This is a genomic window from Paenarthrobacter sp. A20 (assembly GCF_024168825.1).
Classification (GTDB): Bacteria; Actinomycetota; Actinomycetes; order Actinomycetales; family Micrococcaceae; genus Arthrobacter.
This window is the reverse complement of sequence record NZ_JALJWH010000001.1, coordinates 832,765-859,082: the sequence shown is the minus strand read 5'-3', so window position 1 is coordinate 859,082 and position 26,318 is coordinate 832,765. Positions and strand designations below refer to the sequence as shown.

33 protein-coding genes and 1 tRNA gene are annotated in these 26,318 nt (G+C 62.6%); 21 read left to right on the top strand and 13 right to left on the bottom strand.

The window, feature by feature from the left end:
* Positions 1-110: 110 nt before the first annotated feature.
* The 3 genes from J3D46_RS04160 (at position 111) to J3D46_RS04150 (ending at position 4,016) form a co-directional block, all read left to right on the top strand.
* Complete coding sequence (locus J3D46_RS04160) at positions 111-1,031, top strand: intradiol ring-cleavage dioxygenase (RefSeq protein WP_231341450.1); 921 nt, start codon at positions 111-113, stop codon at positions 1,029-1,031.
* Positions 1,032-1,068: 37 nt separating this feature from the next.
* Positions 1,069-2,376, top strand: coding sequence for a M18 family aminopeptidase (locus J3D46_RS04155; RefSeq protein WP_231341451.1), 1,308 nt, complete (start codon positions 1,069-1,071; stop codon positions 2,374-2,376).
* 224 nt (positions 2,377-2,600) lie between these two features.
* The gene (locus J3D46_RS04150) at positions 2,601-4,016 is read left to right on the top strand and encodes an amino acid permease (protein WP_231341452.1); all 1,416 of its coding nucleotides are present in this window, start codon (positions 2,601-2,603) and stop codon (positions 4,014-4,016) included.
* Positions 4,017-4,094: 78 nt separating this feature from the next.
* Here the strand turns inward: J3D46_RS04150 and J3D46_RS04145 are convergent, their stop codons facing one another.
* A complete protein-coding gene (locus tag J3D46_RS04145) occupies positions 4,095-4,754 on the bottom strand; it encodes a DUF1345 domain-containing protein (RefSeq protein WP_231341453.1) in 660 nt (219 codons plus the stop codon).
* A gap of 9 nt (positions 4,755-4,763) precedes the next feature.
* Positions 4,764-4,925, bottom strand: coding sequence for a hypothetical protein (locus J3D46_RS04140; protein ID WP_231341454.1), 162 nt, complete (start codon positions 4,923-4,925; stop codon positions 4,764-4,766).
* 119 nt (positions 4,926-5,044) lie between these two features.
* On the opposite strand from J3D46_RS04140, the gene J3D46_RS04135 reads away from it, so the two are divergent.
* Positions 5,045-5,127 (top strand) — tRNA-Leu (locus J3D46_RS04135).
* Between the two features lie 69 nt (positions 5,128-5,196).
* Here J3D46_RS04135 and J3D46_RS04130 read toward each other — a convergent pair.
* Complete coding sequence (locus tag J3D46_RS04130) at positions 5,197-5,535, bottom strand: YnfA family protein (protein WP_231341455.1); 339 nt, start codon at positions 5,533-5,535, stop codon at positions 5,197-5,199.
* Between the two features lie 231 nt (positions 5,536-5,766).
* Here J3D46_RS04130 and rpsF point away from each other — a divergent pair, with 231 nt between their 5' ends.
* From rpsF to rplI, 4 genes are all read left to right on the top strand, one after another.
* On the top strand, positions 5,767-6,072 hold the full coding sequence (gene rpsF, locus J3D46_RS04125; protein WP_011776755.1) for a 30S ribosomal protein S6: 306 nt from the start codon (positions 5,767-5,769) through the stop codon (positions 6,070-6,072).
* A gap of 50 nt (positions 6,073-6,122) precedes the next feature.
* Complete coding sequence (locus J3D46_RS04120) at positions 6,123-6,704, top strand: single-stranded DNA-binding protein (RefSeq protein WP_011776754.1); 582 nt, start codon at positions 6,123-6,125, stop codon at positions 6,702-6,704.
* A gap of 128 nt (positions 6,705-6,832) precedes the next feature.
* Positions 6,833-7,072 carry a 30S ribosomal protein S18 gene (gene rpsR / locus J3D46_RS04115; RefSeq protein ID WP_003800144.1) on the top strand — a complete coding sequence of 80 codons (240 nt, stop codon included), beginning with the start codon at positions 6,833-6,835 and terminating at the stop codon, positions 7,070-7,072.
* Positions 7,073-7,090: 18 nt separating this feature from the next.
* The gene (gene rplI, locus J3D46_RS04110) at positions 7,091-7,543 is read left to right on the top strand and encodes a 50S ribosomal protein L9 (protein WP_011776753.1); all 453 of its coding nucleotides are present in this window, start codon (positions 7,091-7,093) and stop codon (positions 7,541-7,543) included.
* Positions 7,544-7,613: 70 nt separating this feature from the next.
* On the opposite strand, the gene J3D46_RS04105 is transcribed toward rplI, so the two are convergent.
* Positions 7,614-8,036: a DUF1801 domain-containing protein gene (locus tag J3D46_RS04105; protein ID WP_231341456.1), complete on the bottom strand. Its 423-nt coding sequence runs from the start codon at positions 8,034-8,036 to the stop codon at positions 7,614-7,616.
* A gap of 58 nt (positions 8,037-8,094) precedes the next feature.
* On the opposite strand from J3D46_RS04105, the gene J3D46_RS04100 reads away from it, so the two are divergent.
* Positions 8,095-8,946: a PhzF family phenazine biosynthesis protein gene (locus J3D46_RS04100; protein WP_231341457.1), complete on the top strand. Its 852-nt coding sequence runs from the start codon at positions 8,095-8,097 to the stop codon at positions 8,944-8,946.
* A 7-nt stretch (positions 8,947-8,953) separates the two neighbouring features.
* Here J3D46_RS04100 and J3D46_RS04095 read toward each other — a convergent pair whose 3' ends face one another.
* Positions 8,954-10,501, bottom strand: coding sequence for a DUF6297 family protein (locus J3D46_RS04095; protein WP_231341458.1), 1,548 nt, complete (start codon positions 10,499-10,501; stop codon positions 8,954-8,956).
* Positions 10,488-11,165: an ABC transporter ATP-binding protein gene (locus tag J3D46_RS04090; RefSeq protein WP_231341459.1), complete on the bottom strand. Its 678-nt coding sequence runs from the start codon at positions 11,163-11,165 to the stop codon at positions 10,488-10,490. The genes J3D46_RS04095 and J3D46_RS04090 overlap by 14 nt, the downstream gene beginning before the upstream one ends.
* Positions 11,166-11,223: 58 nt before the next feature.
* Here J3D46_RS04090 and J3D46_RS04085 point away from each other — a divergent pair, with 58 nt between their 5' ends.
* From J3D46_RS04085 to J3D46_RS04075, 3 genes are read left to right on the top strand one after another with little or no spacing between them, the layout of a single operon-like run.
* Positions 11,224-12,015: an IclR family transcriptional regulator gene (locus J3D46_RS04085; protein ID WP_231341460.1), complete on the top strand. Its 792-nt coding sequence runs from the start codon at positions 11,224-11,226 to the stop codon at positions 12,013-12,015.
* Between the two features lie 19 nt (positions 12,016-12,034).
* The gene (locus tag J3D46_RS04080; RefSeq protein WP_231341461.1) at positions 12,035-12,409 is read left to right on the top strand and encodes an iron chaperone; all 375 of its coding nucleotides are present in this window, start codon (positions 12,035-12,037) and stop codon (positions 12,407-12,409) included.
* Positions 12,409-13,158, top strand: a complete 750-nt coding sequence (locus tag J3D46_RS04075; RefSeq protein WP_231341462.1) for a class I SAM-dependent methyltransferase — start codon at positions 12,409-12,411, stop codon at positions 13,156-13,158. The genes J3D46_RS04080 and J3D46_RS04075 overlap by 1 nt, the downstream gene beginning before the upstream one ends.
* An 11-nt stretch (positions 13,159-13,169) precedes the next feature.
* Here J3D46_RS04075 and J3D46_RS04070 read toward each other — a convergent pair whose 3' ends face one another.
* Positions 13,170-13,379: a hypothetical protein gene (locus tag J3D46_RS04070; protein WP_231341463.1), complete on the bottom strand. Its 210-nt coding sequence runs from the start codon at positions 13,377-13,379 to the stop codon at positions 13,170-13,172.
* Positions 13,380-13,573: 194 nt separating this feature from the next.
* Here J3D46_RS04070 and J3D46_RS04065 point away from each other — a divergent pair, with 194 nt between their 5' ends.
* On the top strand, positions 13,574-14,473 hold the full coding sequence (locus J3D46_RS04065; protein ID WP_308292037.1) for a diacylglycerol kinase family protein: 900 nt from the start codon (positions 13,574-13,576) through the stop codon (positions 14,471-14,473).
* A 7-nt stretch (positions 14,474-14,480) separates the two neighbouring features.
* Here J3D46_RS04065 and J3D46_RS04060 read toward each other — a convergent pair whose 3' ends face one another.
* A complete protein-coding gene (locus J3D46_RS04060; protein ID WP_253469138.1) occupies positions 14,481-15,311 on the bottom strand; it encodes a hypothetical protein in 831 nt (276 codons plus the stop codon).
* Between the two features lie 150 nt (positions 15,312-15,461).
* On the opposite strand from J3D46_RS04060, the gene J3D46_RS04055 reads away from it, so the two are divergent.
* Positions 15,462-15,755 (top strand): DUF4287 domain-containing protein, encoded by a 294-nt coding sequence (locus tag J3D46_RS04055; protein WP_231341466.1) that lies wholly within the window; start codon positions 15,462-15,464, stop codon positions 15,753-15,755.
* Between the two features lie 85 nt (positions 15,756-15,840).
* On the top strand, positions 15,841-16,287 hold the full coding sequence (locus J3D46_RS04050; protein WP_231341467.1) for an SRPBCC family protein: 447 nt from the start codon (positions 15,841-15,843) through the stop codon (positions 16,285-16,287).
* Between the two features lie 144 nt (positions 16,288-16,431).
* Here the strand turns inward: J3D46_RS04050 and J3D46_RS04045 are convergent, their stop codons facing one another.
* Both J3D46_RS04045 and J3D46_RS04040 read right to left on the bottom strand, forming a co-directional pair.
* Positions 16,432-17,412, bottom strand: a complete 981-nt coding sequence (locus J3D46_RS04045) for a hydroxymethylglutaryl-CoA lyase (RefSeq protein ID WP_253465215.1) — start codon at positions 17,410-17,412, stop codon at positions 16,432-16,434.
* A complete protein-coding gene (locus J3D46_RS04040) occupies positions 17,409-18,659 on the bottom strand; it encodes a CaiB/BaiF CoA-transferase family protein (RefSeq protein ID WP_253465213.1) in 1,251 nt (416 codons plus the stop codon). The genes J3D46_RS04045 and J3D46_RS04040 overlap by 4 nt, the downstream gene beginning before the upstream one ends.
* Before the next feature lie 202 nt (positions 18,660-18,861).
* On the opposite strand from J3D46_RS04040, the gene J3D46_RS04035 reads away from it, so the two are divergent.
* The 4 genes from J3D46_RS04035 to J3D46_RS04020 all read left to right on the top strand — a co-directional run bounded on the left by J3D46_RS04035 (position 18,862) and on the right by J3D46_RS04020 (position 22,258).
* Positions 18,862-19,374, top strand: a complete 513-nt coding sequence (locus tag J3D46_RS04035) for a GNAT family N-acetyltransferase (RefSeq protein WP_253465211.1) — start codon at positions 18,862-18,864, stop codon at positions 19,372-19,374.
* Between the two features lie 66 nt (positions 19,375-19,440).
* Positions 19,441-20,523 (top strand): alpha/beta hydrolase, encoded by a 1,083-nt coding sequence (locus tag J3D46_RS04030; protein ID WP_253465209.1) that lies wholly within the window; start codon positions 19,441-19,443, stop codon positions 20,521-20,523.
* A 60-nt stretch (positions 20,524-20,583) separates the two neighbouring features.
* Positions 20,584-21,540 (top strand): alpha/beta hydrolase, encoded by a 957-nt coding sequence (locus J3D46_RS04025; protein ID WP_253465207.1) that lies wholly within the window; start codon positions 20,584-20,586, stop codon positions 21,538-21,540.
* A 91-nt stretch (positions 21,541-21,631) separates the two neighbouring features.
* Positions 21,632-22,258 (top strand): FMN reductase, encoded by a 627-nt coding sequence (locus J3D46_RS04020; protein WP_231341484.1) that lies wholly within the window; start codon positions 21,632-21,634, stop codon positions 22,256-22,258.
* Here the strand turns inward: J3D46_RS04020 and J3D46_RS04015 are convergent.
* Positions 22,244-22,741, bottom strand: a complete 498-nt coding sequence (locus J3D46_RS04015; RefSeq protein WP_253465205.1) for a MepB family protein — start codon at positions 22,739-22,741, stop codon at positions 22,244-22,246. The two genes, J3D46_RS04020 and J3D46_RS04015, sit on opposite strands and share 15 nt — an antisense overlap.
* A gap of 88 nt (positions 22,742-22,829) precedes the next feature.
* Here J3D46_RS04015 and J3D46_RS04010 point away from each other — a divergent pair, with 88 nt between their 5' ends.
* Positions 22,830-23,186, top strand: a complete 357-nt coding sequence (locus tag J3D46_RS04010) for a zf-TFIIB domain-containing protein (protein WP_231341474.1) — start codon at positions 22,830-22,832, stop codon at positions 23,184-23,186.
* A gap of 5 nt (positions 23,187-23,191) precedes the next feature.
* Here the strand turns inward: J3D46_RS04010 and J3D46_RS04005 are convergent, their stop codons facing one another.
* Together J3D46_RS04005 and J3D46_RS04000 are read right to left on the bottom strand one after the other, a co-directional pair.
* Positions 23,192-23,767 carry a hypothetical protein gene (locus J3D46_RS04005; protein ID WP_231341475.1) on the bottom strand — a complete coding sequence of 192 codons (576 nt, stop codon included), beginning with the start codon at positions 23,765-23,767 and terminating at the stop codon, positions 23,192-23,194.
* A 7-nt stretch (positions 23,768-23,774) separates the two neighbouring features.
* Positions 23,775-24,248, bottom strand: a complete 474-nt coding sequence (locus tag J3D46_RS04000) for a hypothetical protein (RefSeq protein ID WP_159700659.1) — start codon at positions 24,246-24,248, stop codon at positions 23,775-23,777.
* A gap of 597 nt (positions 24,249-24,845) precedes the next feature.
* On the opposite strand from J3D46_RS04000, the gene dnaB reads away from it, so the two are divergent.
* Complete coding sequence (gene dnaB / locus J3D46_RS03995; protein ID WP_026541078.1) at positions 24,846-26,234, top strand: replicative DNA helicase; 1,389 nt, start codon at positions 24,846-24,848, stop codon at positions 26,232-26,234.
* The last annotated feature ends 84 nt before the right edge of the window (positions 26,235-26,318 follow it).

Here is a 26,318-nt window from a genome sequence, read left to right as displayed (position 1 = left end):
ATGAAATTGTCTATATTGCACATTTTGATCTTTTGGATCGGCGATGTGATCACAGCCCCGGCACAGTTTCCCCATGTACAAGGCATAGGCAGGGCGCGTTTCATGGATGCATGACTTCTCCTCAACAGCCGTCCAAGGAACCAGCGGACCAAGATCAGCCGCACCCGAACCATGATCGTGGCCTCGAGTTCGACCTTTCCACCCTCCTGACCCGGCGCCGCTCGCTGGGCGTTCTCGTCGGAGCGGGGGCGTCAGCGGCCCTCGCAGCCTGTACGCCAAGTACGGGAGGCGGCAGCGCGTCGCCGTCGAGCACCGCCAGCGCTACCGCCACTGCGACGGAAAGCACGACGGCGGCCGCCTCGCCATCGGCGACCAGCACTGTGACACGTGCCATCGCCGAATGTGGGGTGGAGATCCCCGAGGAGACACTCGGACCCTACCCGGGCGACGGTTCCAATGGGCCAAACGTCCTGGAAGCATCGGGAGTGGTCCGCCGCGACATAAGGTCCAGCTTTGGCACGTCCACCACGAAAGCCGAGGGGGTGCCACTGACGGTGACCCTGACGTTGCTGGACAATGCGAACGGCTGCTCACCGCTGGCAGGTGCTGCCGTATACGTCTGGCATTGCGACCAGAACGGCAAGTACTCGCTTTACGATTCAGGGCTTGAGAACGAGAACTACCTCCGGGGTGTACAGGAATCCGATGCGAACGGGCAGCTCACGTTCAGCACCATCTATCCCGGCGCCTATAGCGGCCGCTGGCCACATATTCACTTTGAGGTATTCGAATCCATGAGCAACACCAGCGCTGCCGGGCAGGTGCTCGCGGTGTCGCAGATCGCCCTGACGGAGAGGGCCTGTAACGAGGTTTATGCCACTGAAGGCTATGAGACGAGTGCCCGGAACTTCCCCAACACCACTCTGGCCTCGGACAACGTCTTTGGTGACGATGGGGGTATATACCAATTGGCGACTATGTCCGGTTCGGTTGCCGGGGGCTATACGGCGGCCTTGAACGTCACGGTTTAGGCACCTGGCGGCCTGGAGCGGGGCTAGACTCGGGGGCATGTCTCCGAATGCCTCTGCCGCCATTGACCATATCCAGGACCTCGGTACGTATGTAGCTGCGTCGCCTTCAAGCTTCCACGCGGTTCACGAGGCCGCCCGTCGCCTGGACGCGGTTGGATTCACTGGCCTGGATGAACTGCAGCCGTGGGACGGCGGAGCGGGCAAGTTCTACGTGATCCGCGATGGCGCACTCATCGCATGGGTGACTCCGGAGAACGCTGGCCCCACCACGGGATTCAACATCCTGGGCGCCCACACTGACTCGCCGTCCTTCAAACTCAAGCCAAAGCCCACCACGGGCAAGTTCGGGTGGCTGCAGGCCGGCGTCGAGGTGTATGGCGGGCCACTCCTGAACTCCTGGCTGGACCGTGAACTGCAGTTGGCGGGCCGCTTGGTGCTGCGCGACGGTACGCAGCACCTGACTGCCACAGGACCCCTCCTGCGCTTTCCACAGCTGGCGATTCACCTGGACCGCGGGGTCAACGACAATGGCCTCCACCTGTCCAAGCAGCAGCACATGAACCCCATTTTCGGCCAGGGAGATCCCGCTGGGGAGGATCTGCTGGCACTGCTCGCCGATCGCGTTGAAGGCGCCACTGTGGACGCTGCCGATATCGGCGGGTACGACGTCGTGGTGGCAGACACCCAGGCGCCGGCGATTTTTGGAGCACATGGTGAGTTATTCGCTTCAGGCCGCATGGATAACCTTTCCTCCACGCACGCTGGCCTGGTGGCGTTGATAGCGCATGCGGCCGCCGCACCCGCCGATGGCCCGATCGCCGTCCTTGCGGCCTTCGATCATGAGGAGATCGGCTCCAACTCGCGTTCCGGCGCCTGTGGCCCCATCCTTGAGGACATCCTGGTACGCATCTCCGACGGTCTTGGCGCCTCGGTGAGCCAGCGGCGGCAGGCGCTGGCGGCGTCGTTTTGTGTTTCCGCGGACGCGGGCCACGCTGTCCACCCCAACTACGCGGAGAAGCACGATCCCGCGAACAAGCCGCTGCTGAATGGCGGCCCACTGTTGAAGATCAATGCCAACCAGCGCTATGCCACAGATGCCACAGGCGCGGCACTGTGGGCCCGTTTGTGCGACGAAGCCAATGTGCCTTATCAGGAATACGTCTCCAACAACGATCTCCCCTGTGGTTCCACCATCGGTCCCCTGACCGCAACCCGCCTCGGAATCCGGACGGTGGATGTGGGCATTCCGCTACTCTCGATGCACTCTGCCCGCGAGCTGTGTGGCGTGGAAGATCCGAAGAGGCTGGCTGACGTTTCGGAGTTGTTCTTCCGGACTGCCGCCTGAGGGAAAGCCTCAAGCAGTCATTTCAGGGCCATTTCAAAAGTTTCCTATAGGAAACATTAGATGCCCTGAGGTTTACATTTTGTGCATGGTCCCTGTTTCGGAGCAGGCAAAATGTTCGGTTGCACAGGATCGGCATCGTTGTAGCAGGTTAGCGTGAATTAGTCATGTGGCCCGTGGCACACCACTGAGGCCAATTCCCAAAACCTAAAGGACGGCGCCGATCCATGCACGCTGACCAACAGCTTTCCAAGTCCCTGAAGCCGCGCCACCTGTCCATGATTGCCATCGCCGGCGTCATTGGAGCAGGTCTGTTCGTAGGCTCCGGCGCTGCCATTCAGCAGGCTGGCCCGGGCATCCTCGTGGCCTACCTGGCCGCAGGCCTCGTGGTCATTCTCGTCATGCGCATGCTTGGTGAGATGGCTGCGGCCAACCCTGAAACCGGCTCGTTCTCCACATACGCTGATAAAGCCCTTGGCCGTTGGGCAGGGTTCAGTATTGGCTGGCTCTATGCGTGGTTCTGGATCATCGTCCTCGGCATCGAGGCAACGGCGGGCGCCGCCATCATGCACCGCTGGGTTCCCGGCGTCGATCAATGGATCTGGGCATTGGTTCTCATGGTCCTCCTGACCCTGACGAACCTCGGCTCGGTGAAGTCCTACGGCGAGTTTGAGTTCTGGTTCGCGTCCATCAAGGTCGCTGCAATCGTGATCTTCCTCCTCGCCGGTATTGCCGCGATCCTTGGCCTGATGCCGGGCGTTTCCGCACCTGGCGTTGCGAACCTCCTGGATCAGGGTGGTTTCATGCCGAATGGGCCGGGCGCTGTCCTGGCGGGCATCCTCGTGGTGGTCTTCTCGTTCTTCGGCGCCGAAATCGCCACCATTGCAGCCGGCGAATCCGAGAACCCCGTGGACGCCGTCAAGAAGGCCGTGAAGTCCACGGTGTGGCGCATCCTGATCTTCTACATCGGATCCATCGCCATCGTGGTGACGCTCCTGCCTTGGAACGACGCCTCTGTTGCCAAGAGCCCCTACGTTGCCGTCATCGAGCTCTACGGCATCCCGGGCGCGGGCACCATCATGGACATCGTTGTCCTCACCTCGGTGCTCTCCTGCCTGAACTCCGGCCTGTACACGGCCAGCCGCATGCTGTTCTCTCTCTCCCAGCGTGGCGATGCTCCCAGGTCGTGGATGAAGATCTCCAAGCGCGGCGTTCCGGCTGCAGCTGTCCTCGCGTCCACCGTGGTTGGGTTCGTCACCGTTGGCCTCAACTACATCGCCCCGGACACGGTGTTCCTGTTCCTCGTGAACACCTCCGGTGCCATCGCGCTCTTCGTTTGGCTGGTCATCGCGACCTCGCAGCTCATCCTGCGCAAGCGAATGGGTGCAGCAGCCAAGGACCTCGATCTCAAAATGTGGTTCTTCCCGTACCTCACGTGGATCGCCATCGCTGCCATCGTGGCGCTGATTATCGGGATGGTCATCATCGAATCCACCCGTGAGTCCCTGTTCCTGTCCCTCGCACTGGCAGCTGTCGTCGTAGCCATCGGCGTGTTCCGCTACCGCAAGCGTGGAGCAACCCCGCCCCGGGCGACTACAGCGGAAGCCGAGCGCTCCGAGGTTGGTTCCGGGCCGGCGTCGTAAGCGTCTTTACCGCGGGGCAGCTGCCGTCAATGTTCGACGGCGGTTGTCCCGTTTCGCTTTAACGGGACCAAGCAGCGGCTACTGCGCCAGCCCGATGACCAGGTTGATGGTGACGGCCAGGATGACAGTGCCGAAGAGGTAGGACAGCAGGCTGTGCTTCAGGGCTTCGGCGCGGATCCGGTGGTTGCCAATGTTGGTGTCCGATACCTGGTAAGTCATCCCCAAGCTGGTGGCGAGATAGGCAAAGTCCGTGTACTGGGGCGGGCGGTCCTGGTTGAAGCTGATGCCGCCCACTTCACCGCCGGCGTCGGCCTCCGGGCTGTAGTAGAGCTCCGCGTAACGCAGGGTGAAGAGCGTTTGGACCAGCATCCAGGACAGTGCCACGCAGGCCAGCGCGAGAGCCGCAGAAGACAGGCGGGCGCCCGTTCCTTCCGTATGCGAATTGACGATCACGGCGGCCACAGCGGCAAGGCTGGCAAGGTTTGCCACGAGTATCAGCAGGTCCGTGACTCCCCTGGAAGGGTCCTCGGAGGTGGCGTGTTGTTCAGTCTGGGCCGGATCGAGGCGGGCGATCACCAGCCACACCCAGGCCACGTAGACAAGCGCTGCCACGGCCCAGCCGACGGCCGGTGCATCCACCCAGTTGCCTGGGACTCCAGTGACGACGAAGGCCACGGCGCCGGCTAGAACCATGACGACGAAGCGCGGCCGGCTCCGCCTCACCCTGACCTTGTCCATGTGCACAGCCTAGCCAGTGGGAATGTCTGTTCGGGGTGACGTTTCGCGCTTCTTGTCTGCCTGGAGGATGCCGTCCCGGACGCCGGCGCGGATCACGTAGTACAGGGCATACAGCCCGATTGCGGCGAAGACGACCGTTAGGACAAGGGTGTTCAGGGGTGTGGCATCCATGGCCCCACCCTAGCGGGACGCCATCACGGGGACAGGAATCCACGGATTGCCGTTCCTCGTGTTAGTGTCTTTGTCGCTGTCGAGGAGAAAAACGAAACGCTGGTTCTCCTGATCACCTTGCGCGGGTGGCGGAATGGCAGACGCGCTAGCTTGAGGTGCTAGTCCTCGAAAGGGGGTGGGGGTTCAAGTCCCCCTCCGCGCACACGGAAACCCCCGGAAGGTCATCTTCCGGGGGTTTTGTCGTCTATGGCCGAGGCGTCCGGGTGCTGGCCTACGCGCCTGAGCGCGGGGCAAACATGATCACGGCGACGCCTACTACGCAGATTGCGGCGCCGATGATGTCCCAGCGGTCCGGTCGGAAGCCGTCCATCAGCATTCCCCACGCCAGCGAACCCACAATGAACACGCCACCGTACGCGGCCAGAACGCGGCCAAAGTGGGCGTCGGGCTGGAAAGCGGCAAAGAATCCGTAGATCCCCAGGGCCAGGATGCCCAGTCCTGCCCACCACCAGGCCTTGCCTTCACGCACGGCCTGCCAAATGAGCCAGGCCCCACCGATTTCTGCGACGGCAGCCAAAACGAAGAGGACGATGGACTTCAGGGTGGTCATGGTCCCAGTATTCCGTGCCCCGGCGCTGGGTTATCCACATACGCAATCCGGCCGGTTCCAGCTCCGGATCCCCTCGAATAGCTTTGGGTGCAGGAGATGCACTAAGATATTGAAGTCTGTGTTGCGCCCTCCTTCCGAGTCTTCGGCGGGGGAGTGAGCCACAGCATCGCAAATGAACCTCCTGTTACGGAAATACCGTAACCGCTTAGCCCAAAGGAGGTGGGTTCACATATGCGTCCTTACGAATTGATGGTAATCATCGACCCCGAGGTCGAAGAGCGTACCGTAGAGTCGTCGCTTCAGAAGTTCCTCAATGTCATCACCACCGATGGTGGAACCATCGAAAAGGTTGACATCTGGGGCCGTCGCCGTCTGGCATACGACATCAAGAAGAAGTCCGAAGGTATCTACGCAGTGGTGAACTTCACCGCAGCACCGGCTACCGCCAAGGAACTTGATCGCCAGCTGTCTCTCAACGAGACGATCATGCGCACCAAGATCATCCGCCCTGAAGACCAGAAGGTCGTTGCTGAGTAATCAGCCCCTTCAAGATCTTTACTACGCAGGAACGAACAAGGAGGCAGTAGATGGCAGGCGAAACCACTATTACGGTCATCGGTAATCTCACCAATGACCCCGAGCTGCGGTTCACCCCGTCTGGCTCAGCAGTAGCGAACTTCACCATCGCTTCTACTCCCCGGACCTTTGACCGCCAGTCCAATGAGTGGAAGGACGGGGAAACCCTGTTCCTCCGCGCATCGGTATGGCGAGAAGCAGCTGAGAACGTGGCCGAGTCCCTCACAAAGGGCATGCGCGTCATCGTTTCCGGCCGTTTGAAGAGCCGTTCTTACGAAACCAAAGAAGGCGAAAAGCGCACCGTAATCGAGCTTGAGGTCGACGAAATCGGCCCCAGCCTGCGTTACGCAAACGCCAAGGTCAACCGAACCCAGCGCTCCGGCGGTGGCCAGGGTGGCTTTGGTGGCGGTAACGCCGGTAACTCCGGTGGCTTTGGAGGTGGCGCTCCCGGTGGAAACCAAGGCGGCGGCAACTCCGGTGGAACCTGGGGCGGCAACCAGCCCGCACAACAGCAGGATGACCCCTGGGCTACGCCCGGTGTCAGCAACGCTGGCGGCTGGGGCAACGGCCCCGATTCCGAACCTCCCTTCTAAACAAAAAATAAAAGTCCGACGCCGGACACTCACCGGAACTGCCGCAAGGCACCAAGGTGCCAACCGCCGTCGAACACCACCATCCCGTGGATCAATATCCACGGGCTCCATAGAAAAGGAGCTCCACGATGGCTAAGGCTGAACTCCGTAAGCCCAAACCAAAGTCCAACCCCTTGAAGGCCGCTGACATCACTGTCATCGACTACAAGGACGTAGCACTGCTGCGCAAGTTCATCTCCGACCGCGGAAAGATCCGCGCTCGTCGCGTCACTGGCGTTACCGTTCAGGAACAGCGCAAGATCGCCCAGGCAATCAAGAACGCCCGCGAAGTTGCTCTGCTGCCTTACTCCGGCGCTGGCCGCGGCTAAGGGAAGGGATTAACTAACATGGCAAAGCTCATTCTGACCCACGAAGTAACCGGTCTCGGTGCTGCTGGCGACGTTGTCGAGGTCAAGGACGGTTACGCACGTAACTTCCTGCTGCCCCGCGGCTTCGCTCTGACCTGGACCAAGGGTGGCGAGAAGCAGGTTGAGTCCATCAAGGCTGCCCGCGCTGCTCGTGCCCACGCTTCTGTCGAAGCTGCTCAGGCACAGGCCCAGGCTCTGTCCTCCAAGAAGGTCAAGCTCGAGGTGAAGGCCGGCGAGTCCGGTCGTCTCTTCGGCACCGTCAAGCCTGCTGATGTCGCTGCTGCTGTTGAGGCCGCTGGCCTTGGCGCCATCGACAAGCGCAACGTTGAACTGCCGAACCACATCAAGTCTGTCGGTTCGTACACGGCCAACGTTCGCCTGCACGAGGATGTTTCCGCTGTCATCGACCTCGAGGTCGTTGCAGCAAAGTAGTCTCTGACTGCACCTGAAGGCCCCCATCACCGGATTCCGGTGGTGGGGGCCTTTTTGTTCGGCGGGAGACCTAAGGTGTGTGGAATTCGTCCATGACGTGGTGGTAGCCCGTGCGGATCATCTCGGCGAGGACACCGCGGTCCACGTCGTCCAGTTTGTTCACGTAGAGGCATGCGGTGCTGGTTTTGTGCTTGCCGAGTTCGGGGAGCAGGCGGTCCGCGTCAGGGCCTTCCGTGACTCCGTAGAGGACCAGGTTTGCCTTGCGTGGTGAGAAGCCGACGGCGGCGGCGTCACCTTCGCGACCGCTGTCGTACTTGTAGTGATAGCTGCCGAATCCGACGATCGTAGGACCCCACATCACGGCTTCCTGCCCGGTGATGTCCCGCATCATGTCCAGCAACTCGAAACCGTCTTCGCGCCGCTTCGGATGTTCCACGGAGGCCAGGAATTCTTCCACGGACACGTCCGTGGGCTGGGTCTTGTTCTCTGCCATGCTGGTAGTTTCGCAGACGCGGGGCAGGCCCGCCAGCAAGCGGTGATAGCCTGCAGCGGTGACTTCAGAAGCCCTGCGCAGCCGCCCGTTCCACCAAGTGGACGTCTTCTCCGACCAGCCTTACCTCGGCAACCCGTTGGCCGTCGTGGTCGACGCGGAAGGCCTCAGCAGCGAGAGAATGCAGCACTTCGCCCATTGGACCAATCTTTCCGAGACCACGTTCCTCCTGCCTCCTACTGACCCCCAGGCTGACTACAAAGTACGGATCTTCACGGGCAGCGAGGAGTTCCCGTTCGCCGGTCACCCCACGCTGGGTTCGGCGCACACGTGGCTCCAGGCCGGGGGAGTGCCCAAGACTGACGGCGTCCTGGTTCAGGAATGCGGTGCGGGTTTGGTTCGGGTGAAGCACGACGCCGGCAGGCTGGCTTTCGCTGCACCGCCGCTGACACGCTTCGGCCCGGTGGACGGCGGCGTCCGTGCCCAGCTCGCTGCCGGATTGCGGCTTCCTGAGGACGCACTTTTGGATGCATCGTGGCTGGTCAACGGCCCGGAGTGGATCGGCGTGCTCCTTGGATCAGCCGAGCAGGTGCTGTCCATCGAACCGGACCTCGTGGCCATGGGTGACCTCAAGGTCGGGGTGATCGGCCCGCACGAGCCGGGTGCCGCCGTCGACTTCGAAGTGCGCACCTTCATTCCGGGCGACGCCATGGTGGAGGACCCGGTCACGGGCAGCTTCAATGCCGGCGCAGCCCAATGGTTGATCGGCAGCGGCAGGGCACCCCGGGAGTACATAGCTGCCCAAGGCACTGCGTTGGGCAGGGCCGGCCGGGTCCACGTCAAAGCAGAAGACGGAGAGATCTGGGTAGGCGGAGCGTCGGCCACGTGCATCCAAGGCACGGTGCTGCTGTAAATCCTGGCTAGGACCTCTTGGCCCGGGTCAGCACCACCACAAGGAAGATCCCGGCACTGAAAACGGCCTGCACCATCACCACCAGCAGCGGAACGTAGCCGAGGTACAACGCCACCACCAGCGGTATGGTCGCCAGGACTGTCACGTCCAGGCCGCGCATCAACGAGCCGAGTTGAGCACGGGGAACGGGGCCGAACGGAGTTTCAACCGGGGGAGCCGTCCAGTCCGGCGGTGTTCTGGTGGCCGCGCGGAGCGTGCCTGCGCCCATGCCAACACCTGCAAGGGCGCCGACACCGATGAGCCAGGGATCCGCAGCACCGAGCAGAACCAGCAGCCCGCTCAGGATCGCCATCCAGAGTGCCATCGCAGCGCATGGCATGAGCGTCCGGCTGGTCCTTACCAGTGCCGGGTGCAATGGCAGGAGTGCGTCGAGTTCCGGAACCAGGGCAGTCTTGCGGGCCACACTTCCCATACCGGAAGCCGTGGCACACCCTGCGATCACGATGACCGCCAATTGGGCGAATTCCGGCAGCCCGCCTTCCACGAGCAACATGGCGATGCAGGCAGCAAGCCACAGGATTGGTGGCATCAGCGGGGGATTGAGTCGGAGGAAGGCAACTACATCGGCGCGGATCAGGGCCCTCAGCGGTCCGCCGGCGGGCCGGGCGTAGAACCTGGCTGCCCTGCCGCCGTCGACGCTTTGACGGCCTCCGCTCAATGCGCGCAGCACCTCGTTGGAGTCCATCATGAACAGGGACGCTCCGGCGTGACCGGCCACGGCTCCGCCCCGGACCAGTTCTTCGCCCCGCACCTGCCCGGCACGCGGCACGACAAGCGACAGGAGTCCGACGGCGGCCGCGCCGACCAACGCTGTTGGCCACGGGGACGATGCCAGCGCGGGAAGGATCGAGCACCCAAGCAGGACCGCCGCCGTCGTTGCTTTGCCAATCCGCGGTGACAGCAAACGAAGCTGTTGCAGGGCTGCCAGAACCAGCGCAATGGCCCCGGCAGCGCCGAAAGACAACGAAGCGAGCAGGTGCTCCCTGGGAGCGCGGTCAACGAAGGTCACCATGCTGAAGGGCAAGTAGATGATTGCCGAACCAGCCGCAGTGAGTACGACTTTGCGGAGGAACGGCGGCAGGACCATGGGCCGGCGGTCGATCGGTAGCGTCAGCCACCAGCTGCCCTCGGCTCCGTTCACGGTCATCGGACCGAGCTTGCGGGCCAGGTTGCCGATGACCAGGAGGGCCGCGAAGGTCACGGACGTCCACAGCACCTCTTCCGGCAGGACGAGCCACTGCGTCCGGATGATGCCGTTTGCGGTGGAAGCCCGGTCAGCAATCTCGTTGCGCAACGCCAGGACAAACGAGGCAGCGATGGTCAGGGAAACGCCGATTCCCAGGCCCCAGCTGTAGGCATCGACGAAGCGTTCGCCCCATGAGGTCCGGCTGCGCTTGTAGCGTCGGGAGGACCGGTGGGTGAAGCGGACAATTGCGGCGGCAAGTTCCCGGCCCTGCGTGGACGGGGAAAGGGTGACTGTGTCAGGACCCGGCAATGATCGAGGCCCCCTGCTCAGGATCGAATTCCTGGACTTCCTCGTCAATGACCAAACACGTGGAGGCCGTGGCGAGCAGCAACTGCGGATCGTGGGTCACCAGGACTACTGCGCCACCTTCTTTGGCATGCGCCGCTATGCGTTCGCCGAGCGCCACCCGCATCCGGGGATCGAGCCGTTGTTCGGGCTCGTCAAGGATCAGGAGCGACGACGGGCGGATGAGTCCAGCGGCGAGCAACAGCCTGCGCCGTTGACCGGAAGAGAGAGCATCCGGGATGGCATGGGACCTGCCCAGCAGCCCGAAGAATTCCAGCTCGTCCTCCACCCGTGCTTCAGGATCATCGAGGGAATGCCCGCGGGCAACAAGGAGCAGGTGCTCCCGGACAGTGAGCGAAGGGAAGAAGAGGTCGTCGTCGAAGACCGCGGATACCTGCCGGCGGAAGGGTATGGCGTCGGGATCTATGAGGAGCCCATGGACTTTCACGTCCCCCGCCAGGGAAGCCTGCCGTCCCGCGATGGTCCGGGCTACCGTGGACTTCCCGGCGCCGTTGACGCCTACGACTCCCAAGACTTCGCCAGCGTCCACGGACGCAGAAACTTCACCGCACACCGGAGCCCCGGCATACCCCACAAGCAGGCCCTCGGCCTCCAGAACTGTCCCCATGCTGCAACCCTACCGGCGGGATTGGCGCGACTCCCTTGCAGCGTTTAGCGTGAGTCCTATGTCAGCATCCGATGCTTCCGCGAGGGCCAACGGCAACCCATTGCTCGTTCTGGGCAAGATCACGTCCATTTTGGACGCCTTTTCCTTGTCGAACCCAGTGTTGCAGTTGGCCGATATCCGCGAGTTCACCGGAATGCCCACCTCAACGGTGCAGCGGCTGGTCACGAATCTGACAACGCAAGGCTTCCTTGACCGGGAGGGCGACGCCTACAGGATCGGCATGAGAATGGCGTACTGGGCGGCGCCTGCAACCCGGGGGATGGAAGTGGTGGACATCCTGAGTCCGCTGCTCAAGACGCTGCGGGACACCACCGGCGAGACTGCATGCTTCTTCAAAGCCGAGCAGCACTACAGGGTGTGCGTGGCTATGGCTGACACGCATCACGCGCTACGCCGGGAGATGCACCTGGGCAAGATCGTCCCGCTCCACGCAGGTTCGGCAGGCCGGGTCTTGTTGGCTTGGTCTCCTGAGCTGTTGGAAGCTGTCCTCCGCGACCCCCTGGAATCAATCACGGACTTCACCATCACCAGCTCCGAAGAACTGGAAGCCGCGGTCAAGAAGACCCACGCCGATGGATTCGCGATCACGGTGGGTGAGCGGGAAGACGGCGCTTCAGGCCTGTCCGCCCCGGTCTTCGATTCGGCCGCTGGCTTGGTGGGCGCCGTGACCATCAGCGGACCAACCCTTCGCATGCCGTTGGAGACGTGCGAGGCCTGGGTTGAGCCCTTGCTCGCTACCGCTGAACACATGACCAGGCTGATCGGCGGCCGGTTCCCCGGCGAGAGCTGAACCGTAGGGAGAAATGACGATGGCCGCGAAATATCCAACAGTGGACGCCTATATATCTGCCCAGCACGAAGACACTCAGCCGATCCTCGAAGAGATCCGCAGGTGCATTCACGCTGCTGTGCCCGGTGCCGGGGAAATGATCAGCTACGACATACCCACCATCACCATCGACGGGCACTACGTGGTGTACTTCGCCGCATGGGCGCACCACATCTCGGTGTATCCGATTCCACGTGAGGACGAAAACCTGAACGCAGAGATGGAACAGTTCGTCTTAGGAAAAGGAACCTTGAAGTTTCCACTGGCCAAGCCGATCCCTTACGTTCTGATCGCGAGGGTTGCTGCCCGGCTTGCGGCCGAAAAGCTTGCGGCCGAAAAGAAGGAGGGACACTGATGCGCGATTTTGAGACCTTGGTCCAGGAGGCTGTTGAAGCCGACGTCAACGGCTGGGGATTCAGCTGGTTGGACGGGCGCGCTACCGAAGAACGGCCGCCGTGGGGATTCGCGACGCTTCTGGCGGGCCGTCTTGCCACCGTCCGGAGTGCCCTTGATCTGGACACCGGCGGTGGGGAGGTGCTCTCGGAGGCCGCGAGGTTCCCCGAACGCATGGCTGCAACCGAGGGATGGCCACCCAACGCCCAGCGGGCCCGGGACCGGCTTGGCCCCCGCGGGGTGGACATTGTTGAGACAACTGACGGTTCGGGCTTGCCCTTCCCCGACGAGTCCTTCGAGCTTGTGAGTGCGCGGCACCCTGTCAGCCCCGACTGGGAGGAAATCCGCAGGGTGCTGATACCTGGTGGCCACTATTTCGCCCAGCACGTTGGCCCGGCGTCGGCCTTCGAACTGATTGAGCACTTCCTCGGTCCGCTGCCTGAACAGAGGAAGGGCCGTGACTCCGTGGCCGAGGCAGCGGCCGCCGAAGCAGCTGGGCTCACTGTCACGGACCTCCGCACAGCCCGGTGCCGGATGGAGTTCTTCGATGTGGGCGCAGTGGTGTGGATCCTGCGCAAATGTGTGTGGTGGGTCCCCGACTTCTCAGCAGAACGCTACCTGGGCAAGCTCAGGGAGCTGGATGGGCAGATGCGGGCGGGAAACCCCTTCATCGCCCACTCGACCCGGCACCTGATGGAGGCGCGGCGATAGGTCGGAAGTAATCAGAGCAACGAGCGGGCGTCGAGGTCTTCCATGGCCCACGTGAGAATTTTCAGGTCGAAAGGATCGCGCTCTTCGATTCCAAAGAGGTAGGCGTCGAAGTCCCAAGGCCGGGCGTTCCCACCGTTGGCCCAATACCAAGCCCACAAATCGTCCACGGTGATCTCGTGTTCCAGGATCAGCGTTCGTGCCGTCTGGCGTGAGTCTTCCATTGGCCTTCCCCACTGCTGACGCAGCATCGGACTGCGTCAGGCTGATTGACGTTGATTTCCGCTTCCGGAAACCCGTTTTCATGTTTTCACGTTCAGTGTTCATCCGAAACCCCCATCGCATTGCGAATACTATGGGAACCTCCGAGGGAAACTACCGCCTGAAAAGGGACCTCGCAATGAATCAGGAGCACAGCGTGGATTCTGCCCGGACCTTTGAGTCGATCGTCATTATCTTCAACCCCAACAGCACAGGTGATGCGCCTGAGCTGGCGCAGCAGTTGCAGGACCGGTTGAAGGAACTCCTCACGTACCAGCCCGAAATCACCCTTCAACCAACGGAACATGCCGGCCACGCCGTCGATCTGGCGCGGGATGCCGCTGCCAAGGGCGGCGATGTCCTTGTGGTCTCGGTGAGCGGCGATGGCGGCTACAACGAGGTGGTCAATGGTGTGATGCAAGCCGAAAACCCGAGGGCCGTAGCGGCAGTACTGGCCGCGGGAAATGCCAACGACCACAGCCGGATTATCGGCACCAAACCCTTGGAAGAGGCCATTGCAGAGGGCCACGTTCACAACATTGACCTTCTCCGTATCCATACCGGCCAAAAGGAGAATGAACCCTTCGAATATGCGCATTCGTATATAGGATTCGGACTCACCCCCGTTGTAGCAACTGAACTGGAAAAGGGGAGCAAGGGGGCCTTGAAGGAGATGGTCACCGTCATCAAGACCTTCTCCGAGTTCCAGCCCTTCGCCATTCGCCAATCTGACGGGAAGCGCCGCAAATTCGACAGCCTTGTCTTCGCCAATATCAATGAGATGGCCAAGTACGCCACGTTGAGTGAAGCAGAGCAGCACCCGTCCGATGGGAAGTTTGAAGTCATCGTCTTCCCGCACATGCCCAAATGGCGTGTTCTGTTGACTGCCCTCAAGGCCACGACGCAGGGGTTGGGTGATCAGCCGAGTGTGAGCAGCTACGAATTCACCACGCTTAAGCCGTTGCCGTACCAAATGGACGGCGAAGTGAAGACCGTGGAGGCCGACGTCAAGGTCACGGTGGAGTGCGCTCCCCAAGCTTTGGCTACCCTCGGCTAAGCCCGTCTTAACCTGCTGGGACGCAGGCGGCAGTGACGAAGTCGTAAATGCGGCCGCGCAGCTCAGGTGACGCCGCAATTTTCACCAAGCCCTGCCGTTCCCCCACTTTGACCCTCAACGGCAGGAGCGTGCCCACCTTGTCCTCGGCGACGGCGTGTGGATCGCAGCGTGCAGGCCGGATGCGCAAGGCCAGTTCGCGGACGGCGTCCCCGGATGCGATGGTGACGTTCCGGGGCCAGGGATCAGAGGGTGTCTCCGCCAGGAGGGTGGTCCCGTCGATGGACTCAATCGTGAGGCTCTGCGTGGCGCCGGCCGGAGTGACGACGAGACGCACGACGGCGGTGCTGCCGTCCGCTGCCACCTCAAGTCCGGGGTCCAACACCATGGTGGCGACGGCGGCGGCTTCTGCAGCGAGGCACAGCTCGCTGGCGTTTCTGGCCAGGACGCCGTAAGGATCGGTCGCGTCGGCGGTCTCCTCTACGGGCTCTTTGCTTGATTCGGAGTAATTGAGCTTTGCCTTGATTGTGGCGGAAGCATCTGCCGGCGCTCCGCAAGCGGCTGCCGGCAATTCTGCGGGAATGCTTTTGGGCTGCTGGGGCGGCAATTCAAGTCCGTCTTTCGATGGCTGCCAGAAGATGCCGCCGTCGAACAAGGACGAATCCACCTGTGCTCCGGTAACCGTGAGGGGCGTGTCCGTGGTGTTGGTGAGCTGTATCAGGATGGCCATCTTGCCGTATTGGTCCCTGGACTGGTTGATCTCAACGGTAATGGGGGCGGCGCTTCCTCTGGTGGGCTGCGACCCGGAATCGCGGGAGTCGCACGCGGCCAAGAGGGGCATAGCCACAGCCACGGCCATACCCACAGCAAATGAACGCCACCCTCGGCACACCATGCGATCAGTGTAGGGCGAGGGGTGCTGATTCCTTGGTCGCGGGTACGATATCCGCACGTACTCCGTTCGCGAAACTGACAACGAAAGGCGACACTGATGTCGTTTCAGGCTTACCTCGATGCCATTGAAGACAAGACTGGGCTCACCCCGCGGCAGCTGGTCGACATTGCGGACACCAAGGGCTTCAAGGACCCCTCCGTCAAAGCGGGAGCGATTCTTGAATGGCTCAAGGCCGACTATGACCTTGGCCGCGGCCATGGAATGGCGCTGGTGCATGTCATCAAGAACGGCCCAAAGATCGACAGCAAGCACGTTGGATCCGACGGAGCTCACCGGGACGAGTCGGACATGCTCTGGCTGGACGGCAAGGCCAGCAAGCCAAACCCGTAAGGGGGAGCGGCCTCTGGCGGGCAAACAATAAGCATGCTTAGCTTAACGTCATTGCCGCGGCCACATCTGCGCAGAGAGGATCCACATGTCCACCGTGACGCAGTTGTTCCCTTCCCCCTCCGCCGACGTTTGGAAGGTCATCTCCAACGGGTGGCTCTACTCAGGTTGGGTTGTTGGCGCCTCGAGGATCCGAGCCGTCGACGAACAGTGGCCGCAGGTCGGCTCCACCTTGCACCATTCCGTAGGATCCTGGCCCTTCCTCATCGACGACAGCACCCGCGTTACGGGCATGGAAGCAGGCCGGACATTGGAACTCCTGGCGAGGGGTTGGCCCCTGGGCGAAGCCAAGGTTGTGATCACGCTGGAGGACCTCGGAGGCCTCCAATGCAGGGTCACCATCGCCGAAGACGCAGTCCGAGGTCCTGGCAAGGCAGTGCCCAAGGCCCTGCGGGATCCCCTCATCGCCGGCCGTAACCGCGAGACCCTGCGACGCTTGGAACTTATGGCGGCGGGCGGAGCAGGCAGGGCCTAATGAGACGTGGCAAGGCGCCCCAAGCGCTCCTCCAACAAGGGAACCGTGGCGGCAGAGCGTCGAAAGTTCCTTCCCCGCCGTCGGACAGCAGCTGAAGCCCGGGTTCCGGGATGGCCGTGGTGACCAGGAAATGGGTCCCCCTGTTCAGTTGCCCCCGGGGGAGGTCGGCTGAACGGCAGAAGGAATGACCCAATCGAAGGCCTCGGCCCGGGACCGGGTTCCTTGCGCGGCCTTGGAGCGGTTCGGCTCGCCCAGCTCGGCCAGCAATTTCTCGGACAACACCACAAGCTCCCCGAAGACGCCAGGAGTGAGCCACCCGGGACGTGTTGCAAAGAGGATGTCTTCGCTGGAGGTGTTGCCGCTGGCGCCGGGAGCGAACGGGCAGCCTCCCAGGCCCCCGAGGGCACCGTCAACCATTGCAGCACCGGCCTGGATCGCGGCGAGTGTGTTCGCCACGCCCAAACCCCAGGTGTCGTGGCCGTGGTAGACGATCCGGCGCGCAGGGGACTCGTCCCGCACGCGGGTGATCAGCCGGGCCACCTGCGCGGGAACGGCTTGCCCCAGGGTGTCGCAGATGACGATGTCCGTGGTGCCTTCAGCCCGGGGGTCGTTGGCGATGGCGAGGATGCGTTCCTCAGGAACGTAACCCTCGAAGGGGCAGGTGAAGGACGTAGCGATACAAAGCTGGATTTGGCCATCCACCGCACGTGCGTACTCCACGGCCTCGGGCAAAGCGGCCAGGCTCTCATCAGTGGTCCGCCCTATGTTGGCCTTGTTGTGCGAATCCGAGGCTGACAAGCAGTACTGGAAGTTCCGCGCTCCGGCGGCGGATGCCTTGGCAACGTGACCGGGCGTTGCCACCCATATCCAGCACTTTTCCAGTTCCTCCGGGGTGAGGGCCTGGACCACTTCCAGCGTATTGGCCATGGTGGGGACGAGGTCGGCGCGTGCCATGGAGCCGAGCTCGATGGCGGGCACGCCCAGGCGCAGCAGTTCGCGAACCGTCTCGATCTTCTGTTCGGTGGGCAGGAGCTTGCCGGTGAGCTGGAGCCCGTCACGCAGGGTGACTTCCCTCAGGATGGTGTCGCCAAGGATTGTGGCCAGCGGGCTGTCAAAGCGGTTCATGGTCGGAGTGCCTCCTCACGGCCTGATGCCGCAGTGATCTGTGCTGCATCCATGTTCAGGAGCCCGCCAAGGATTTCTTGTGTGTTTTCGCCCAGGTCCGGGCCGAGGTTCCGGATGGGCAGGGACTGGTCCCCGATCACGGGAACAATGCCGGGGAAGCCCACTCCCGGGAGGATTTCCTCGCCTGTGGAAACGTCGAACTTCTGGATCATGTTGCGGGCAGCGTACTGGCTGTCCGTGCTGATGTCGGCAGCGGTGTAGATGGGTCCGGCCGGGACGCCGGCGGTGTCGAGGGCTGCGAGGGCCTCAGCACCTGAAAGGGTGGCTGCCCACTCGCCGATGGCCTGGTCCAGTTCATCACGCTTCGCCCACCGTCCGGCATTCGTTTGCAGGAAAGGGTCCTCGGCAAGGTCCGGGCGGCCGATGGTCAGCATGTACCGCTGATAAATGGAGTCACCGTTGCCGGCCACCACAATGCTCGCGCCGTCCTTGCACACATAGGCGTTCGATGGGGCGATGCCTTCCATCCGGCCACCCACGCGCTGGCGGTCCACGCCGTACGCCTGGTAGTCCGGGATCAGTGATTCCATCATGGAGAACATGGCCTCGTTCAGTGCGACGTCGATGATGCGTTCGGTGAGCGGAACAGCGCCAGCCGAGTCCCGGCGTCGTGCTTCACGCTGGTACAGGCTCATCATGGAGCCGAAGGCGGCGTACAGGCCCGCGATCGAGTCTCCTATGGAGACGCCCACCCGAACCGGCGCACGGTCCGGGTCGCCCACCAGGTTGCGGAACCCTCCGTAAGCTTCGGCGACGGCGGCAAAACCGGGCCGCTCGGACAGCGGCCCCGTCTGCCCGAAGGCAGAGATGCGGGTGACGATGAGGTCCGGGTTCGCCGCGTTGAGGACCTCGGGGCCGAGGCCCCATTTCTCCAGGGTTCCGGGCCGAAAGTTCTCCAGCAGGATGTCGCACTTGGCTACGAGCGCCAGGACGGCCTGCTTTCCCGCGTCGGTGCGGAGGTCCAGGACCACGGACTTCTTGTTGCGGTTCAGCGTGCGGTACAGCATGGACGTGTTGCCCTTGTGCAGGCGCCAGTTGCGCAGTTCATCGCCCGTGCCGGGCCGCTCCACCTTGATGACCTCCGCGCCGAAGTCGGCCAGCAGCCTGCCGGCTGTGGGTGCGGCGATGTAGTTACCGAGTTCCAGGACCCGGACGCCGTCCAGAGGGGCGATTGTTTGGTGTGTCATGGTCTTCTTTCGTGCGTGGTGGGTAGGCGGTTGGCGGGGCCGGTCAGAAGCGAGGGCCAGTAGTACCGGATCGAGGCCTTCGTTGGGCCGTCCACTGTGAAGGCTGAATCTGATGCGCACCGTGAGGCAAGCCATATCCCCGATCCCATATTATGAGTTTGAACCCATAATGCAAGCATTTTTGGCAAATTAGACTGAACCGATGGACTTCACTATCCGTCCCGCCGACTCTTCCGACGTGGCGGGCATCCTCGCCGCGGATTTGGAAGCCGGGCGCACTTCATCCGCTGACGCTGAGCGGTTCGCCGCGGGTATCAGTGCAGCGGTCGCTGACCCCGCCCGCCTCGTCGTGGTGGCCGAAGCGCACGATGACGCGAACGCGGAAGGCGGGTCCGGCGTCGTGGGTTGGGCCAAGACGCATTTTTGGGACTACCCGGACGGTCTCGCGCTGGCCGGTCACTACTTGGGTGGCGTCACCGTAAGGCCGGATTTCCGACGAAGGGGGCTCGCGGCGGAGTTGACTGCCGTCCGGCTGGGCTGGATTTGGGAGCAGGCTGAAGAAGCCTGGTATGTGGTCAACGCCCGCAATGCGGCCTCATTGGCCCTGCATCGGAGGTGGGGATTCCGGGAGGTCGCGCGGGGCGCTGGCTTTCACACCGTAACGTTCGACGGCGGCGAAGGGGTCCTGCTGATGGCGGCGCGACCGCGGGACTGACCTCGGGAAACGCTTTGGCGGCCTTAGCATGGGTCCAAGGATGCGCCGACTGGGGGAGTGTGTGTGATGGGGCCGTTGGAATCGATCCAAGCCAGCGAGAAACGGGACCGATCGGTGGGCTCGGGTTTGAATGGCCGTTCGCGTTCGACCCGCAAACGGTCTTCACGGCTGAAGAAGCTGGACCTGGCGATCCTGTTGGTGCTGGTTGTCCTTCTTGCCCTTTCCGCTACTCCATGGCCTTCGGCGATGCTGATCCGCAGCGTTTTTGAGCGCGGGGCCCAGGCGACCATCGACGAAATGACGCCCTACGTTCCCGATGCGCCACTGCAAACCCAGGCGGGCGTGGTCTACAAGCCCGGGTCCACCTTCGATGTTTTCAGCCCCGAAGGGACCACCGCCCCGCTTCCAACAGTGGTGTGGATTCACGGGGGCGCATGGATTTCCGGGGCGCAACGCGATGTGAATCCGTACCTGCAGATACTTGCTGCCGAGGGATACACCACCATCGGCATGAGCTATCCGATCGCTCCCGAGGCCACGTATCCCACAGCCGTGCGGGACATCAACGAGGCCCTGGCGTACATAAAGTCTCATGCTGCCGAACTCAACGTGGACACCAGTCGCATCGTCCTGGCAGGCGACTCTGCAGGTGCCCAGCTCGCGAGCCAGATGGCCACGCTCACCGTGAACCCTGAGTACGCCAACCTGATGGGAATCCAGCCCGCTCTCCAGAAGTCGGATCTCGCGGCCACCATTCTGCATTGCGGCGTGTACGATCTCCGGGCCATGGCGGACCTGAGTGGCATCGTCGCCTGGGGCTTCAAGACGTCCCTGTGGGCCTACACGGGCACCAAGGACTGGTCCGCTACCTATGCCGGAGCCACCATGTCCACCATCGACTTCGTCACCGACGACTTCCCGCCGACATTCATCAGCGGCGGCAACGGCGACGGGCTCACCTGGCTCCAGTCCGTTCCGTACAGCAACCGCCTCAAGGACGCCGGCGTTCCTGTGACGGAGCTGTTCTGGCCTGCGAACCATGAGCCTGAGCTGCCGCATGAGTACCAGTTCCACTTGAACTTTGACGAGGCGCGGGAGGCGCGTGACAAAACGTTCGCCTTCCTGTCCGTCCACGCACCGCGACGGTAGTCACGGGGCTGCCCAAATCAATTGTTCAAAGTATCTCCATGATGGAACTATTATTGGGGTATGACTTCGTCCGTTGAGGCACCCCCCGCCACGCGCCAGCCCGCCCTCTTCTGGGCATCCGCACTATGCATTGGGGCGTTGGTCCTAGCTCCCCCATGGATGTTGCTCGGGAACCCCGCCGTCCTGCGCGGACACCCGTTGCTGCCCGCACTGTTGGTGACTGCCGTCGTCGTCGGACTGCTCTGGGGCGTCCTGCTGTGGCGTGGCCGCCGCACATTCCGGAAGCGTTCGGTGCTGCGGTCCATTGGCGCATGGGCCGGGCGCGTAGCCGTGCTGGCGCTGGTGGCCATGCTGGTGTGGCTGAATCCCTTCGCTTACCAGCAAGGTGCTACGGCCGGACCATCTTCCAAGGCTTCGGTGGTTGAAGAGACGACGGCGATTGTCATGACTCCCGAAGGCGGGCAGGCCAGCCGGGGTCTCGTGTTCTACCCCGGCGCCCGGGTCGAGGCGCGGGCCTACGCGGACATCCTGCGGCCGGCGGTGGATGCCGGTTTCCTGGTGGTGATCCTCAAAACGCCCCTGAATCTGAGCTTGCTGGACGGAAACCAGGCACGTGGCGCCATGGCCGCCCATCCGGAGATCTCCTCGTGGGCGGTTGGCGGGCACTCGCTGGGCGGCGTCAGTGCAAGTTCGTTCGCTGTGGGCAACCAGGATGTCGATGGCCTGCTGCTGTACGCCTCCTACCCCCTGGATTCCATGCGTGACCGCGCAGGGCTGAAGGTCATGTCCATTTCGGGCTCGGAAGACGGCCTCAGCACGCCGGAGAAGATCGACGCCTCCCGCGAGCTGCTGCCCTTGGACGCCACCTTTGTGGAGATTCAGGGCGGAAACCACGCATTCTTCGGAAGCTATGGACCACAGCCCGGCGACGGCGAAGCCACCGTGGGTCGCGACGTCGCCCAGGCGCAGATTGCCGCCGCAACGGTGTCGTTCCTGACGCAGCTGGAGGGGAGCTAAGGGCTTCCGGGAATACTTGCGGGCACGCCCCTGTTCATTGATTTAGATGCAAATGCATGTAAGCTGGATGAACGAGCAACAGGAGAATGCCATGGAAACCCGCCGCATCACCGTCCTTTCCGCCGGACTCGGTGTCCCCTCGTCGAGCCGCCTGCTGGCCGATCAGCTGGCCGCTTCGACCGAGCGGCAGCTGCGGGCGGCAGGGTACGACGCGAAGATCGACGTCGTTGAACTGCGGGACCTCGCCGTGGATATCGCCAACAACTTCGTCACCGGCTATGCCGCGCCCCGCCTCGCCGAGGTGATTGCCGGCGTCGACGATTCCGATGCCATCATCGCCGTCAGCCCCGTCTTCAGCGCCTCCTACAGCGGACTCTTCAAGTCGTTCATTGACGTGCTGGACCCGAAATCGCTGGACGGTAAGGCCGTCCTGCTGGGCGCCACCGGCGGCACCGATCGTCACCAGATGGTCCTCGATTACGCCATGCGCCCCTTGTTCACCTACCTGCGCACCAGGATTACGGCCACCGGCGTCTTCGCGGGCCCCCAGGACTGGGGAAACACCGACGACGGCGGCTCGCCCCTCTCGGCGCGCGTGGACCGTGCGGCGGGTGAACTGGTGCAGTTGCTCAGTGGGCCCCAGCCGAACCGGAAGACCGACGCGCTTGAGTCACTGCCGTTCGAGCAGTTGCTGGCCGGGATCTCAGCGGGCAGGTAGTCCGTCTTCAACGGAAGCATGGAAATACTCGCTCTGCCACCCCTGGGTCTTCCTTGCCTGACGGTTCGACGTCAAGGACCACGGGGGATAGACCCGGAATCCACGCTTACCGCCGATGCCGTCGACGGAACCAATTCCGTGATCGACCAACGCGGACAGGGGAAAGACAAAGTGACCGGAGTTTTCCGCTTCCCGGGCTGAGACCACCAAGGTGTCTCCCGGGTCGGCGGAAGGGCCGTCCGCCGGGAAGGGTTCCGTACCGCCGGCAGCCGAACGCCGCCACACCGCAACGAAGAGCCCCACCTTGGTGGGCGTGAGCTTGCCAACCCGGAAGCGGATCAGTGCCGTGCCGCTGGTGGCGGTTGCGGCACCGTACTCGGCGTTGTCCTCCTCGGGAACGGGGAGGGAGCACTCTCTTCCAAGCATGTGCATGAGCTGCTGCGCTTCGGCAACGTCCGGGTGGATCATCCGTTCAGTATGCATGCGGGTCCTGCCGCTGTATGAATCCCGGCCGTTGGTCACTCCGAACTATTTGCCGGGGCCGATCGTTGGGGCAAACATGAAGTGTCCTGTGGATTCCATTGACCTGGTGATGAGCGAGCGAAGCGGCGTAGAGATCGACTACTGCCCGCAATGCAGGGGTGTTTGGCTGGATCGCGGTGAGTTGGACAAGATCATCGATCGCGTCGCGGCCGAAACCGTCCCCGCCCCCGTCCGTCCCGCGGCTGCGCCGTCACAGCCTCCGATCGCGCCGCCGCCCCTCTACAACCCGTTCGAGTCCCGTCCGCAGCAGCCCCGTTATGACGACAGGGACAGGCGCGACTATGACCGGCGGGATTACGACCGTCGTGAAGGCAACGATCGCGACGGGTACGGCCGCAAGCGCAAGAAGAAGGAAGGCTTCCTGGGCGACTTGTTCGACTTCTAGGTTTCCTAGTCGTCCAACAGTTCGATGAACTCGCGGGCCTGCTTGATGGTGATGTCTGAGTGGCGCGTCAAGGCAACGGCTGCGCCCTCAACGTCACCGCTCTTGGCGAGGGTCCGGATTCGTCCGTAGATCTCGTCATTGAGCATGTTGCTGCTCACTTCCCGCGTCACCTCGCCCTTGCTGACGATGGCCCGGTACCGGTAGGGGAAGCGTTCCGGTTCGTCATCATCGTCCGCCAGCAGATCCTTGCCGGGCGCCTCCGGCGTGAACGGTTGGGGATGTGCAGCCAGGGCACCCACGGCGTCACGTGACGCGCGCAGGCCTTCACCGGTGGCTTGAAGGTAAAGCTTGATCGCTGCCATGCCCTGTCCCCGCGCGATAAGGGAGTAGAGCTGGCGGTGTTGTTCCTGGTTGAGCTTGGCCGCCGATTCCCTGGCCAACTCCACGGGATCCTTCGGCGCATTCGCGGCTGTGACGCCGGCTTTGGTTTCAGCAGAGCGCTTGGAGAAGGAGCGCATCAGCAGTAGCACGCCCGCAATGACCGCAATGAGGATCAGGAGCGGGATAAGGATGGAATCCATGGCGTTTTCAGAGCCGATCTACGTAGTTCTTGGCGGTGAGCAGGTCTGAGTGGGTGGCTTGGCGCAGGACCTTGATGGCTTCGATCTTCTTCCCACTGCGGACCAGGTTTTGCAGCTCGAAAGCAAGCTGTGGGTTCAGTTGCCCATTGGGAAGTACAGCCGGCTGATGACCCGTTTGGCCGGCCGCGTGGGACCGTGCAGCTTGAGCCGCGATTGCTGTCCTGGTGTTCTCCGCCTGCTCCCTGTGGCTGGCCTCGTTCTGGCTCGGCTTGGTGGTGGCTTCGATCCGGGCGCGCAGGGCCAGCGCCTCCTGCACCTGGGAAGCTTGGTGCGCAGCAGAACGGGCCGCGAGTTCGCGCTGATATCTCTCGGCGTCCGAGACGCCGGTATCGCGTGGTTTGAAGGCCGCCGTGAGCGCCCACAGCAGGCCAACGAGGACGAGCAGTGGAAGGGCAATCGTCAGCACGTCACCAAAGTTGATCCCCATGCCTAGAGCTTATGCCAGAAGTTGGTTATCCACAGCACATTCCACTTCCGGCATAGGCTTCTGAGAGGTTAGTGTCAAATTAAGGCACTCTTTGTTAGATGCATCACATTTGCGGCATGTTTGGGGTGCTTCCGACTCGTGTCGAGGCCCGTTGCAGGGTTGCGGCTGTGGATGAATTTCCCGGGAATCTTTCTTTAGTCCACAGCTTGTGAAGTGTGTTTCCGCAGGTCAGGGCCTAGTTGCCGCCAAAAGAATTTCTCTATCCACAGGGTAACGCACAGTCTGTGCACAACGTGGGGCTGGTATTCCACAGCTTTTCCACAGGGGGTGTCCGGCGCCTGCTGTAACGTGTCTGGAGTGTCCATTTCGGATGCGAATATCCCCTGTTGTGTTTCCCGGAGCCCGCGAAAACCGCCGCTGGTAGCGGACCCGGAAAATGAGCTGTGGATAACTTGTGGATACGGACTGTTATTTTGTCTGCCCTCCCTGACATCGTCAGAGACACTAGGCGGACTCCGTAAGCCACACACTGCGCTTTACGGTCCGCCAGGGAGTTAACCCCTGCAGCGGAACACAAAATGGAGGACGGCTTTGTCAGTTACGCACTTGGACTCAATCGAGGGCACACGCGCTTCGGACTCGAGCCGGAAACCTCCCCAGGACATCCCCGCTGAACAGTCGGTACTTGGCGGCATGATGCTGTCCAAGGACGCGATCGCCGATGTCGTCGAAATCGTCCGCGGGCATGACTTCTACCGTCCCGCCCACGAGACCATCTACGAATCCATCATTGACCTCTACGGTCGTGGCGAACCCGCGGACGCCGTCACCGTCTCGGATGAACTGACCAAGCGCGGCGAGATCAACAGGATCGGCGGTCCCGCCTACCTTCACGAGCTCATCCAGACCGTCCCTACCGCGGCCAACGCCGGCTACTACGCCGAGATCGTCGCCGAGCGGGCAGTGCTGCGCCGCCTCGTTAATGCAGGCACCAAGATCGTCCAGATGGGCTACGGCCAGGACGGCGAAGTGGAAGACCTGGTCAACCAGGCGCAGGCTGAGGTCTACGCGGTGGCTGAAAAGCGCACGGCAGAGGACTACGTGGCGTTGAAGGACGTCATGGAATCCACCGTGGACGAGATCGAGGCGTCGGGCCACCGTGGCGAAGGCATGACCGGTGTTCCCACCGGTTTCTACGAGCTGGACGAACTGACGCACGGCCTCCACCCCGGCCAGATGATTGTTATCGCCGCCCGTCCGGCCGTGGGTAAGTCCACGTTCGCGCTGGACTTCGCCCGTTCCGCAGCCATCAAGAACAACCTGGCCACGGTCATGTTCTCCTTGGAAATGGGCCGGAACGAGATCGCCATGCGTCTTCTCTCAGCAGAAGCCACCATTGGCTTGCAGGACCTCCGCAAGGGCACCATCAAGGACGAGCAATGGTCCAAGATCGCCACCACGATGGGTCGCATGAACGATGCTCCGCTGTTCATCGATGACAGCCCCAACATGTCGCTCATGGAGATCCGGGCCAAGTGCCGCCGCCTGAAGCAGCAGCACGACCTCAAGCTCGTGATCCTCGACTACCTCCAGCTCATGAGCTCCGGCAAAAAGGTGGAGTCCCGCCAGCAGGAAGTTTCCGAGTTCTCGCGTGCCCTCAAGCTGCTCGCCAAGGAACTCCAGGTTCCCGTCATCGCGCTGTCACAGCTGAACCGTGGTTCCGAGCAGCGCCAGGACAAGCGCCCCATGGTGTCCGACCTTCGTGAATCAGGCTCCATCGAGCAGGACGCCGACATGGTCATCCTGCTCCACCGTGAAGACGTCTACGACAAAGAGTCGCCGCGTGCCGGTGAAGCTGACATCCTGATCGCCAAGCACCGTAACGGCCCCACCAAGGACATCGTTGTCGCGTTCCAGGGCCACTACTCGCGGTTTGCCAATATGGCAGGCGATTCGGGTGCTGGCGGCGGCGGCTTCTAGGCCGCCCGGTCCCGGTTCCCGCGCAGGCACCCCTTGGCGGTAGTGTGGTCCCTGCCCCGCGTGCGCGGGCATTTCTAAAGTTAT